Genomic DNA, 11,557 nt, shown 5'->3' on the forward strand with positions numbered 1-11,557 from the left:
CGGGTCGAGGCCGAGATGATCGCGGCGGAGATTTCCGCGACCCGCGAGGACCGTAACCGGCTCGCCCAGCAGCTCGACGAATTGTCGATCCGCGCGCCGCGGGCGGGTCTGGCCGTGGTGCCCAATGGAGAGGATCTGCAGGGAAGGTTCGCCAAGCGCGGGCAGGTGATCTCCTACGTTCTGACCGAGGAAGACACGGCGGCGCTGCGCGTCGTGGTCGGTCAGGACGATGTCGATCTGGTGCGCAACGCGACTGGCCGCGTCGATGTGATGCCGGTCGAGTATGGCGGGCAGAGCTATCCCGCGACCATCGTGCGCGAAGTGCCCGGCGGCATCCGCGACCTGCCGACGCCCGCGCTGGGGCTGCAGGGCGGCGGCACCGTTCCGGTCGATCCGGGCGACACCAAGGGGCTGCGCACGCTGCAGCGGGTCTTCGAGTTCGAGCTGGAAATGGCCCCCGACGCGGCGCTGCCGCTTTTGGGGCGGCGCGTCGAGGTGCGCTTCTCGCATGGCACTTTGCCGATCGGATTTCAGGCCTATCGCGCGCTGCGCCAATTGTTCCTGAGGCTCTACGATGTCTGAGATGCTCGTCCAACGCCCCGGTCTTCTGACCGCCTTCTACCCCGAGCGCGAGGATGAACGCCTCGGCACGCTCGACCGGGTGATGGCGAGCGCGGTGGGGCGGGTGTCGCAATTCTTCTCGATCAAATCGGCGGCAGGCGCGGGCTTTTTGCGCCGTGTCGCGAAGGAGGAGAAGGCGCTGGCGAAGCTGGAGGCGCATGCCTTCAATGCCGCCCGCGTCGAGGTTGCTCAGAAGCTGCGGGTGAAGGGGCTGCGCGCCGATCTGGTGGCCCGCGCCTTCGCGCTGGTACGCATCCAGTCCGAACGCTCGCTGCAGATGCGCCCCTTCGATGTGCAGCTTCTGGGCGGGCGCGCGATGCTGCGCGGGCGGATTGCCGAGATGGACACCGGTGAGGGCAAGACCCTTACCGCCACGCTCCCTGCCGCGATCATGGCGCTCTCGGGCGTGCCGGTGCATATCGTGACGGTCAACGATTTCCTTGCCGCGCGCGACGCGGAATGGATGGGGCCGCTCTATCGGGCTTTGGGTCTCAGCGTCGGCGTTATCATCGAAGGACTGAGCCCCGAGGAACGGCAGGCGGCCTATGCCTGCGATATTTGTTACTGCACGAACAAGCAGTTGGCCTTCGATTACCTCAAGGATCGGCTGGTGCTGGAGGGCGAGACCCGCGCACTGCATATGGCGCTTGAGGGGCTGTCGAAGACCGATCCGAAACGGCAGAGACTGCTGATGCGCGGGCTGTGCTACGCGATCGTGGACGAGGCGGATAGCGTGCTGGTCGACGAGGCGCGCACGCCGCTGATCATCACCCGGGCCGGCGATCATTCGGGGCTGGAGCAGACCTATCAGCGCGCCGTCGAGATCGGTCGCAAGCTGACGCGTCCGCGCGATTTCACGGTGCGCGAGAAGGAATGGAAGGTCGAACTGACGGACCTCGGTAAAGCGCGTCTGCGCCAGCTAAGCGCGCATTTCGGCGGCGTCTGGGCCACCGAAATTCACCGCGAGGAACTGGCGCGGCAGGCGCTCTCGGCGCTGCATCTCTATCACCGCGACAAGCATTACATCGTCGATGAGGCGGGCGTTCAGATCGTCGACGAATATACCGGCCGCGTGATGTCCGACCGCTCGTGGGAGCGCGGGCTGCACCAGATGATCGAGGTTAAAGAGGGGTGCGAGATTACGGGTCGGCAGGAGACGCTGATCCGGATTTCTTACCAACGCTTCTTCCGCCGCTACCTGACGCTGGCAGGCATGACCGGGACCGCGGCCGAGGTCTCGGGCGAGCTGCGCGCGGTCTATCGGCTGCGCACGAAACGCATCCCGACGAACCGCCGCTCGCGCCGCAAGAACCTGGGTGAGCGGCATTACGCGACCGCCGATCAGAAATGGCGCGCCGTTCTGGCAGAGGCCAAGCGCGTCCACATGACGGGCCGCCCAATCCTGATCGGCACGCAATCCATCGCCGCCTCGGAAGAGATCAGCGCGCTCCTGACCGAAGAGGGGCTGACGCATCGCGTTCTCAACGCCCGCGAGACCGAGCACGAGGCCCATATCATCGCCGAAGCGGGCGGTCATGGGCGGATCACGGTCGCGACCAACATGGCCGGGCGCGGCACCGACATTCGCATCGATCAGCAGATGCGCGACCTCGGCGGGTTGCATGTCATCGCGACCGGCCGCCACGACGCGCGCCGCATCGACCGCCAGCTTTTTGGGCGCTGCGGACGGCAGGGCGATCCGGGGAGCTTCGTTACCTTCGTGTCGCTCGACGACGACCTGCTGCGGGTCTTCTATGGCACCCGGCTCTCGGGCCTGATCCGCATGTTTTCAGGCGGGAAGGGGCGCGTGCCGTGGCTTATCGGCGCGCCCGTGACCCGGCTTGCGCAACGCGCGACCGAAGCGCGCCATTCCGGCGTGCGCAAGGCGCTTTTGCGCGCCGACGACAATCTCGAAGACCTGCTCGCCTTCAGCGGCAGGGGCAACTGAAAGGGACCACCCATGCGGCTTACTTCCATCACCCTCCTTCTCGCCCTCGGTCCCGGCGCGGCGCTCGCGCAGGATCAGGAGCGCTTCGATTGCCTGATCGACCCGGGGCAGGTGCTCGAGATCGGCTCGGCGGTGGACGGGGTGATCGATCAGGTCTTCGTCTCGCGCGGGGATACCGTGAAGAAGGGCGACCCGATCGCGAAGCTGGAATCCAAGGCCGAAGAGGCGCAGCTGACCTATGCCAAGGAACGTGCGCAGGATGAGGGGCCGATCGACATCGCGCGTTCCAAAGTGGCGCTGCTGCAAAAGGCCGCCGACCGCGCGACCGAGATGGGCAAGCGCAACGTGATGGCCGATGCGCAGGTGCAGGAGGCCCAGACGAATGCCGAAGTGGCCCAGTTGGAGCTACGCTCGGCCCAGATGGACCAGCATCTGGCGAAGCTCGATCTGCAAAGGGTGGAGGCGCAGCTGGCGCGGCGTGAGATCCGCTCGCCGATCGACGGGCTGGTGATCACGCGGATGATGGGGCCGGGCGAATATGTCTATTCGCAAGCGCCGATCGCGCAGCTCGCGCAGATCGACCCGCTGCATGTCGAAGTCTTTCTGCCGACGTCGATGTATGACCGCGTCAAGAAGGATCAGGTGTTGAAGGTCTATCCCGCAGCGCCCGTGGGCGGCGAATACGACGCGACGGTGAGCGTCGTCGACAAGGTCTTCGATGCGGCGTCGGACACGTTCGGGGTGCGCCTCGCGCTGCCCAATCCCGAAGGCAAGCTGCCCGCCGGGATCGACTGCACCGTGGGTTTCCCCGCCGAATGAGCGTGACGTGGCCCGGTCGCGGCAGGGCCATCACTTAAAGCCTAGGGGCGGCGTTCAGCGCTGGAAGCAGCTTGCTTTCTTGCCGAAACCGGCGGGCGAGCAAATCCATTTGCCCTTGCCGATAAACCGGGTCTGAACGACGCGCGGCGTGGCTTGCGCTTTGCTGGTGCGACCGGCGAGCCAGTCAAATTTTGCGCCGCCCTGACCGGCGGTGCTTTTGGCGGAAACATGGATCGGTTTGAGGTCCAGCATGCCGGCTTGTTGCGCATGGGCGCTGCTCAGCGGGGCTGCAAAGATCAGGCCGGCCACGACAAGGCGGGCCGCTTTCACGGATAAAAACGTCATCGGAACTGTAATCCTGTCTGCTCACGTTGCGGTCTGACCCCTCCCGTCTGCGCGGAAGAGGGCCGATTGCGTCCTCGTGCCAGCAGGATTGGTCGATCTCAGCCTACGGGTCAAGTTGGTAGGTGACGTGGCGGGAAGCAGGCGGATTTGTGGCGAAATGCAAAGAGGCTGCGCGAGAGAAATTCCCGCGCAGCTTCAATGTCTTGTCTAGCAGTGGTGTTGTAGGCGAAAAATCGCCACTACCTATGGTGGCTCAGGTCAGAACTTGGTTCTTGATTCGCCAATCCGGCGCGCCGAAGCCTTCGGGCCACGGGTAAACCTCGCGCTGGTTGAAGTAACTGACACCGACGAGGCTCGGATAGTCGGGCAATTCCTGACGCACCCGGTCGCGCCACATCGAGACATAGGACTGGTTTCCGACATAGCCGAGTTCGGCCACTGCCACCGGTTTGCCATAGGTTGCAGCCCGCGCGTAGCGGGGCGCGAAGATGTCGTCGAAGGTCTGATCGCGCCCGAACTTGGCCTGGTCCCAAGCCTGCAGCCCGAAGACGGTGAGGCCCACGATGTCGGCGTAATCGTCACCCGGGTAATAGTCGCCCATGTTCTCGTCGCCCAGCGGGGACCACATCAGATTGATCTTCGGCGCCCGGTCGCGGGCGACGTCGGTCATCCGGCGATAGGCCGCGATGTAGTCGTCGGGGTTCCAGTCCGACCAGATGAACTGGCCGGATTTGTCGTCCATCTCATGGGCAAAGCGTAGCGTGACCGGGCTTTGCAGCGTCGCCAGCACATCGGCCACCGCGATCATGTTGGCGTCGTATTCGCCCCGCTCGATGCCACGGCGCAGATATTGCGCGGTGTTGCGCTCCGAGCGCGACCATGTCCACGGTTCCAGTGTCACCAGAAGCGCGCGGTTTCGTTCGAGCGCGTAGCTGTCGGCGTCGTTCAGCGAGGGAAGGAAAACGTCCTCCCAGGGCAGGAACAGGTGCTCGATCACCACGCCCGAAAGATCCGCAAAGTCACCATCGGGATCATAGACCCCGAACGGCAAGGAGCCGGGCGGCACGCTGACATCCGCAGCGAACGCCGGCCGCGCCGATACTGTCAGTCCCAACGCCGCGGCACCGGCCATCATCTCGCGACGGGTCATCAAATCATTAGCCATGTCAGTCTCCTCCTTTTCAGTGCGAAGCCCCGTCACTTCCAGCTCGGTTTGACGTGGAACTTCGCTTGTCCCGGAGCGCCCATGCCAGCCCCCGAGACGATGTATTCGACCTTTGCGAGCTGAACCGATTTCAGCCCGATCATGAGCGCGTAGACGCTTTCGCCGCCGCGGAGCCAAAGGGCTCCGAAACTGAGCGAGACGATGACGCTCAGCGTGCCCATCTGAACCGCCATGTCGCGCGGCCAGCCGCGCCAATCGATCTGAACGCTGCGCGCGCGCGCACCGAAAATCACACTCAGCAAGACGAAATAGAACGCGGCGTTGAACATGGAGAGGAGGTAAAACCCGCGCGCCTCGATGACGTTGTCCACCAGAAGAACCGGCAGCAAGGCCCCCAGGGCCAGTCCACCGTAAACGGCGATGATCCGCTCGGGTAACATCGTCGAGGCGGCTTCGCCTTTCGGTGTGATCCGAAAATCGACGAATTTTCCCGACAGCCTGTCATAGACGGCCATCACGCAGCCCCATAGCACCCAAGGCCATTGCATCATCACGAAGAGTGCTTTCTCCCACGCGATAATCTTGGCGTCGCGCGGACGGAAGAACTGATCGCGCCGCAGCATGAAGGCGAATATCAGCGTCACCGTGCCTGCGGGCAGCACATGTCCGATAAAGGCGGGATAGGTCACGTCGGCAAAGCGCATGTCGAAGCTGATGGCGATGATCGGGGCGACATACATCATCGACATCGAGAGCGCGAAGAAGACATACCAGCTCTGGCAGAGCACGAAGAGGAACTTCAGCCGCCACGGCATCTTGCCGACATAGTCCGGCATGTAGCGCAGAAGGAGGCTCAGCAGCGAGCGCGACCACTGGAACTCCTGCGTGATCAGGTCGGTCACAGTCGCCGGGCCATCGCCGATCGCAATCGCGTCGATCGCGTGAACGCCGCGCCAGCCCGCCGCGTTCATCAGGAGCGTGGTCGAGTGATCTTCCGCGAGTTCGGGACCTAGACCGCCAGCTTCCTTCAGCGCGGAGGTGCGCACAGCGTAATGAGAGCCGATGCACATCGGCGCGAATACTGCAGTGTAGCCCGCTTGAAAAACTCCGTGGAAGGCCGCTTCGAAATAAAGCCGCGTGCGCGCGGCCCAGCTTTCCTTGGCATTGGACGCACAGATCGACGGCGCACTGACATAGCCCACCGCATCATCGGCGAAGGGGCGCAGCATCTCGCGCAGGTATCCCGGTTGCGGGACGTGATCGGCGTCCAGCTGGCTTACGATGTCATAATCGCGATAGCCCCAGTGGTCGTAGAAATAGGCGAGGTTGCCTTCCTTGCAGCGGGTCCGGCGCGGCCATTCCTGCCGGTGGTAAGCCTCGATGCCGTGGCGGCTGGAGATCTTCACGCCGTGGATCTTGCACCATGCGCGCGTCTCGGGCGAGGGCGCCTCGTCGGCGAGCCACGTGTCATGCGGATAGTCCTGCGCGAGCATCGCTTCCAATGTCCGACGAACGACCGAAAAGGGTTCGGATGGAGTTTTCGTCGTGATCATCGCGACGCGCCACCGACCCGCCTCCGGAAGGGGCGAGGAGGGGCGGACCGCCTGCAGGAAGATCACGAAGAAGTAGATCTGCATTGCCAGAAGCCAGATCAGCACACCCGTGAGTATCAGGTAAGGAACCGTCGCAAGGATATGCGACGGTGTCAGCCACCAGCTCCAGAAATAGACCGTCGCGAGCATCGATAGCGCAAACAGCACCCGATAGCGCAGTGCCTGCCTCGGTGTGAGGATGGGCGCGAGGTGTCCGGCCTCGATCGCAGCGCGTATGTCGGGGCGCTGGATCATTCGGCGGCCGTTGCGGTTATCGGGGCGGTTGCGGTTTCAACGCCCGCTATCTCTGCGCGGAAATAGGCGATGGTCGGCACGAGGCCGCTGCGCAGCGCGATCTCCGGACGCCAGCCCAGCCGGGTCTCGGCGCGGGTGATGTCGGGACAGCGCTGCATCGGATCGTCGAGCGGCAGATCCGAGACGACGAGCGGCGCGCGGCTTTCGCACATGTCGCGCACGATATGGGCCAGCTCGGCGACGGTATATTCGCCCGGATTGCCCAGATTCACCGGATCGTGCCCAACCGTCTCGCTTTCCATCAGCGCGACCAGCCCGCTGATCAGATCATCGACATAGCACAGCGAGCGCGTCTGCGTGCCACCGCCGTAGAGTTGGAGCGGCGCGCCACGGATCGCCCGCGTGACGAAATTCGAGATCACGCGCCCATCCTCGGGGTCCATCCGGGGCCCGTAGGTGTTGAAAATCCGCGCAATGCGCGTGTCGATGCCGCGAATGGCCTGAAGGTCGTGGAACAGCGTCTCCGCCGCGCGCTTGCCCTCGTCGTAGCAGGCGCGGGGGCCGGTGGTATTCACCCGGCCACGATAGTCTTCGCGCTGGGGCGAGATATCCGGGTCGCCATAGACCTCGGAGGTCGAGGCTTGCAGGATGCGAGCGCCGGTCCGCTCGGCCAGGCTGAGAAGGTTCATCGACCCCGCGACACAGGTCTGGAACGTGTGCAGCGGATCGAGCTGATATTTCGGCGGCGAGGCCGCGCAGGCGAGATTGTAGATCCGGTCGAGCTCGCCATACATCTGCAGCGGCGCGATGACGTCATGCCTGAGGAAGGTGAAATCGGGATGTTCCATGAGATGGGCGATGTTCTTTGTCCGCCCGGTCAGCAGGTTGTCGATGCAGATCACCGAGTGACCGGCCTCGATCAGCCGGTCGCACAGATGCGATCCCAGAAAACCAGCCCCTCCGGCAACGAGACAGCGCAACTGCCCCTTATGCCGGCGCGGCGGCGCCCAAGAGATATCTTGCGTCTCGAAACGTGGCAGATGCGTCATGTTCTCCCCCCACAGAAGAACGGCAACGACTGCCCAGTCCGGTTTGAGGTCAACTTAATCGCTCTGGGCCGGACCAGGCCCGTCGATCCCGATTACAGATATTTCAAAAGGGTAGGGGGCGATTTTCGGGCCGATCAAGCGAAAGCAAAGTATTTCGAGCGAAATTCGGAAGGCCGAAAAAAATCGACCTTCCGATAGATGAAGTTTGCACGCTAAGGTTGAGTGCGGCGCTGCCGGTTCGACTTCTCGTCTTCGCGCCTATCCCTTGATTCGACTTGGACAATCGAGCCGGGAAAGGCGCAATATCGCCTTTTCTCAGAGGTCGGACAGGCCCGCCGTCAGGTTGTGCAGGCGCCGGGTCTTCTCAAGCAGGTCTTGCGCTTCGTCCTCGGAGAAGGGGGCGCTGGATCGGGTGAACCCCGAAATCGAGCGCGAGCCGTTCTCCAGCACTGCGCAGGTCAGGCCATTATAAAGTCCGTGGGATTTCGCACCTTTCAGAACCCCCTTGGGGTCATCGAGATCGTCCCACCGCACGATACCCACATGCTGCAAGCCCCACAGGACGACAGGGTCGTCCATCATCATGCCCTTTTCGCTATATTCGTCGATCCACGGCTCGGGATATGTGCGATAAAGGATGTTCGGGCGAGTGAAGCGGATATGCAGGGCAAATGCGAAACCAGTGTCGCAGGTTTGCCCGAGGTCCTCTAGCAGGCTGGCGATTTCCTTGCGGTTTGCTGTTTCCATCACGGGAATTCGTCTTTAGGTTGTTGGTACAAGGCTGCAGCGACGCGTGCGACGGTAGGCTGCGACCGCAGTGAGTGCAAGTGAATTGACCATCAGAATATGGAACTGAGGGATTGCGAAAAGCGATTGAATGAAATCGCCCCGGCCGGGTTTTACCTCGCGCTCAGGGTTGGATATGCATTTCCCGAAGCCGAACTCAACCGTCTGAACAGTGACTGGGTCGACATGTACACCCAGCACGGTCTGGTCGTGCAGGACCCTTCGATGCACTGGGTCTATCACAATGTCGGTTACGTGCGCTGGGTCGACCTGAAGGACGATCCCCGAGACGTCGTCGGCATGGCCCGACGGATGGGGCTGACCTACGCTGCCACGATCTCTTACAACACGCCAAGCGATGCCGGGCGACGCAGCCACGCGGTTCTGTTCCGGTCGGATCGCGATTTCACCGATGCCGAGCTTCATGAAGCTTTCGATATGCTCAAGGCCTTGCATGTCGACGCCTCGCAACGCTCGCTCACGGATGCCGAAATCGAGGCGATCCGCTTCCGCGCCGACGGGCTCTTGATCAAACAGATCGCCGCGGAACTCGCAATTTCCGAAAGCGGCGTGAAAGCGCGGCTGTCTTCTGCGAGCCGAAAACTGGGGGCGCGAAATGCGATTGAAATGCTCGCAATCGCGACTTCAAGGCGACTGATCTAGGTTTATACAACCTAAAAGAGTGAATTTTTCACAAATTCGTGGTTTCGATGGAGCTATCCAGAAGGAGGCTCCAATGCAAAACTGCACTTTCGAATTCTCGCAACTTCACCGCTTCGGCACCGCTTTTTACGACTTCCTGCGCCTGCGCAAGGAGGTCTTCGTCGACACGCTCGGTTGGGACGTGCCGCATAATGACGAAGTAGAAATGGATCAATACGATACGCCTCTGGCGCATTACTCGCTCGTGCTGAAAGACGGGCAGGTGGTGGGCGGGGCACGGGTCATGTCGACCGCGGCGATCTGGGGCGGCAACACCTACATGCTGCGCGACGCGCATCTGGGGAAGTTGCCCCATATCCCGCCGGAAATCCTGCCGACCGAAATCGCGAGCGAGAGGGTCTGGGAATGCACGCGGCTCGTGATTTCCGACGCGCTCACCACGCAGGCGGAACGCTCGACCTGTCTGCGGCTCATCGTCGACGGGCTGGTGGAGCGCGCCAGGGAACGCGGCGCGGACGAGTTGATCTGCCTCTCCTCGCTCGCCCTGATGCGCGCGCTGCGCCAGCTTGGCTACGATGTGAGCCGGATGGGCCCGACCTATCGCAACGACGAGGATGGGCGCCAATACGCGGCGCTGCGGATGCCTGCGGAATATTCCACGCAGCGGCGTCGCGAAATGGCCGAAGCCTGTGTGATCGCAGCTCAATCGGCTCCGCGCCAGTTGCACACCGCCGCCTGATCTAGGGCAGCCTGTTCCGGGGCCGCCTGATCCGGGCTCCGATAGAAAAAGGGCGCGCCCATCGTCCGGGCGCGCCCTTAGCTTTCGGCGTCGGTCGCGCGCTCAGCGCACGACGAAGACGCAGCAATTCGAGTGTCGCACGACCCGCGCGGCGTTCGGGCCGAGCAGGTAATCGCTGAGATCGGGGCGATGCGCCCCGAGCACGATCATGTCCGCGCCGTCCTTTTCGGCCAGCGAAAGGATCTCGTGATAGGCGGTGCCGACGCCCACGATGTGGCGCACCTTCGCGTTCACCTCGGGGCCGACCACCTCGGCGACGAAGTCATGCAGCAGCTCGCGCGCATGCTCCTTCGCTTTCGCGGTGTGATCGTCCGAGAAGAAGGCCCCGACCACCGCCGAGCCGTAATCGGGCACCACGGTGATCACGTCGAGCTGGGCGTCTTCCATCTTGGCCAACCGCGCCGCCCATTCGAGCACTTTGCGCTCGGTCTTGGGGCGGTTCATGTCGATCGCGCAGAGAATGGTATTGGTCATGCCGGTTCTCCTTCAGCAAAGGCTGCGTCATCGTCTTCCTTGCGCCGATTTTGCAGGAAAGCGATGAGCGCGAGAAGGGCGAAGGCGGGGATGAACATCAGCTCTTTCGGAAGCTGATCGTTCGGCACCTTCACGTTGGACAGGGTGACGGGATTGTCGCCGTAGAAGTCGAAGCCCTGCAGTTTGGTCTGCAGCTCCGTGCCGAACATCGGCTCGTCCGCGACCATCTTGCCGTCCGTCTCGGTGAAGCTCAGGCCGAGCTTGTCGAGCCGGTCCTGACCCGTCGCGCCCTCGGGCACCTTGACCAGCACCGTCATGTCCTTCGGATCGCCCGTCGTATAATCGGGCCCCGAGAAGACCAGCCGCAACTCGCGACCGACCGGCGCCTTGTCGAGACGCTGCGTGATATTGGCAGGCGGCACCTCGTTATAGGGCGGCTCGATCATGTTCATGAAATAGCCGGGACGGAACAGGGTGAACGCGATCAGCAGCAGCGCCACCGTCTCCCAGATCTTCGAACGGGTGATGAACCAGCCCATCGTGCCTGCGGTGAAGACGAGGATGCCGATCGTGGCGACGATGAAGACGAAGATCGCCTGATACCAGGTCACGTCGATCAGCAGCAGGTCGGTGTTGAAGATGAACACGAAGGGCAGGGCGACCGTGCGCAGCGAATAGAAGAAGGCGGTGAAGCCCGTCTTGATCGCATCGCCACCAGAGACCGCCGCCGCCGCGAAACTCGCCAGCCCCACAGGTGGTGTCACATCGGCCATGATCCCGAAGTAGAACACGAACAGGTGCACCGCGATCAGCGGCACCACGAGGCCCGACTGCGCGCCCAGATGGACGACCACGCCCACCATCAGCGAGCTGACGACGATGTAGTTCGCCGTGGTCGGCAGGCCCATCCCGAGGATCAGCGACAGGATCGCCACGAAGATCAGCATCAGGATCAGGTTGCCGCCCGAGAGGAACTCGACGAAATCGGCCATCACCTGACCGATCCCGGTCAGCGAGACGGTGCCCACGATGATCCCGGCG

Annotated in this window: 11 protein-coding genes and 1 pseudogene; 5 read left to right on the top strand and 7 right to left on the bottom strand. The window is 63.0% G+C overall.

Features of this window, described 5'->3' with window-relative positions; all coding sequences use genetic code 11:
- The 3 genes and pseudogenes from B3D39_RS12950 to B3D39_RS12960 all read left to right on the top strand — a co-directional run.
- Positions 1–582, top strand: a pseudogene (locus B3D39_RS12950) (peptidase M50); the annotation flags it as partial.
- Positions 575–2,569 carry a preprotein translocase subunit SecA gene (locus B3D39_RS12955; RefSeq protein ID WP_078569384.1) on the top strand — a complete coding sequence of 665 codons (1,995 nt, stop codon included), beginning with the start codon at positions 575–577 and terminating at the stop codon, positions 2,567–2,569. The pseudogene B3D39_RS12950 and the gene B3D39_RS12955, both read left to right, overlap by 8 nt.
- 12 nt (positions 2,570–2,581) lie before the next feature.
- On the top strand, positions 2,582–3,388 hold the full coding sequence (locus B3D39_RS12960; RefSeq protein WP_078603883.1) for an efflux RND transporter periplasmic adaptor subunit: 807 nt from the start codon (positions 2,582–2,584) through the stop codon (positions 3,386–3,388).
- 54 nt (positions 3,389–3,442) lie between these two features.
- On the opposite strand, the gene B3D39_RS12965 is transcribed toward B3D39_RS12960, so the two are convergent.
- The 5 genes from B3D39_RS12965 to B3D39_RS12985 all read right to left on the bottom strand — a co-directional run bounded on the left by B3D39_RS12965 (position 3,443) and on the right by B3D39_RS12985 (position 8,541).
- A complete protein-coding gene (locus B3D39_RS12965; protein WP_274962888.1) occupies positions 3,443–3,718 on the bottom strand; it encodes a hypothetical protein in 276 nt (91 codons plus the stop codon).
- Positions 3,719–3,986: 268 nt separating this feature from the next.
- Complete coding sequence (locus B3D39_RS12970; protein ID WP_108722301.1) at positions 3,987–4,898, bottom strand: glycoside hydrolase family 26 protein; 912 nt, start codon at positions 4,896–4,898, stop codon at positions 3,987–3,989.
- Positions 4,899–4,930: 32 nt separating this feature from the next.
- A complete protein-coding gene (locus tag B3D39_RS12975) occupies positions 4,931–6,745 on the bottom strand; it encodes a glycosyltransferase (RefSeq protein WP_414718000.1) in 1,815 nt (604 codons plus the stop codon).
- Positions 6,742–7,794, bottom strand: coding sequence for a UDP-glucuronic acid decarboxylase family protein (locus tag B3D39_RS12980; RefSeq protein ID WP_078519561.1), 1,053 nt, complete (start codon positions 7,792–7,794; stop codon positions 6,742–6,744). Before B3D39_RS12980 ends, B3D39_RS12975 begins: the two co-directional genes overlap by 4 nt.
- Before the next feature lie 315 nt (positions 7,795–8,109).
- Complete coding sequence (locus B3D39_RS12985; RefSeq protein WP_078539643.1) at positions 8,110–8,541, bottom strand: autoinducer binding domain-containing protein; 432 nt, start codon at positions 8,539–8,541, stop codon at positions 8,110–8,112.
- A 126-nt stretch (positions 8,542–8,667) separates the two neighbouring features.
- Between B3D39_RS12985 and B3D39_RS12990 the strand changes: the two genes are divergently transcribed.
- Together B3D39_RS12990 and B3D39_RS12995 are read left to right on the top strand one after the other, a co-directional pair.
- A complete protein-coding gene (locus tag B3D39_RS12990; protein ID WP_168173940.1) occupies positions 8,668–9,243 on the top strand; it encodes a response regulator transcription factor in 576 nt (191 codons plus the stop codon).
- A 73-nt stretch (positions 9,244–9,316) separates the two neighbouring features.
- A complete protein-coding gene (locus tag B3D39_RS12995) occupies positions 9,317–9,982 on the top strand; it encodes an acyl-homoserine-lactone synthase (protein WP_078599396.1) in 666 nt (221 codons plus the stop codon).
- A 102-nt stretch (positions 9,983–10,084) separates the two neighbouring features.
- On the opposite strand, the gene B3D39_RS13000 is transcribed toward B3D39_RS12995, so the two are convergent.
- The gene (locus B3D39_RS13000) at positions 10,085–10,516 is read right to left on the bottom strand and encodes a universal stress protein (protein ID WP_075776036.1); all 432 of its coding nucleotides are present in this window, start codon (positions 10,514–10,516) and stop codon (positions 10,085–10,087) included.
- Positions 10,513–11,557, bottom strand: a 1,045-nt coding sequence (locus B3D39_RS13005; protein ID WP_286789772.1) for a DUF3394 domain-containing protein, incomplete at its 5' end; no start/stop codon positions are given. The genes B3D39_RS13005 and B3D39_RS13000, both read right to left, overlap by 4 nt.

The sequence above is a fragment of the Thioclava sp. UBA3469 genome, assembly GCF_002378135.1.
GTDB lineage: Bacteria > Pseudomonadota > Alphaproteobacteria > Rhodobacterales > Rhodobacteraceae > Thioclava > Thioclava sediminum.

What these genes read in the sequence shown, in the direction of transcription:
- B3D39_RS12985 (WP_078539643.1), bottom strand. Translation starts at nt 8,541, where the DNA reads ATGGAAACAGCAAACCGCAAGGAAATCGCCAGCCTGCTAGAGGACCTC.
- B3D39_RS12995 (WP_078599396.1), top strand. Translation starts at nt 9,317, where the DNA reads ATGCAAAACTGCACTTTCGAATTCTCGCAACTTCACCGCTTCGGCACC.
- B3D39_RS12975 (WP_414718000.1), bottom strand. Translation starts at nt 6,745, where the DNA reads ATGATCCAGCGCCCCGACATACGCGCTGCGATCGAGGCCGGACACCTC.
- B3D39_RS12970 (WP_108722301.1), bottom strand. Translation starts at nt 4,898, where the DNA reads ATGGCTAATGATTTGATGACCCGTCGCGAGATGATGGCCGGTGCCGCG.
- B3D39_RS12960 (WP_078603883.1), top strand. Translation starts at nt 2,582, where the DNA reads ATGCGGCTTACTTCCATCACCCTCCTTCTCGCCCTCGGTCCCGGCGCG.
- B3D39_RS13000 (WP_075776036.1), bottom strand. Translation starts at nt 10,516, where the DNA reads ATGACCAATACCATTCTCTGCGCGATCGACATGAACCGCCCCAAGACC.
- B3D39_RS12980 (WP_078519561.1), bottom strand. Translation starts at nt 7,794, where the DNA reads ATGACGCATCTGCCACGTTTCGAGACGCAAGATATCTCTTGGGCGCCG.
- B3D39_RS12955 (WP_078569384.1), top strand. Translation starts at nt 575, where the DNA reads ATGTCTGAGATGCTCGTCCAACGCCCCGGTCTTCTGACCGCCTTCTAC.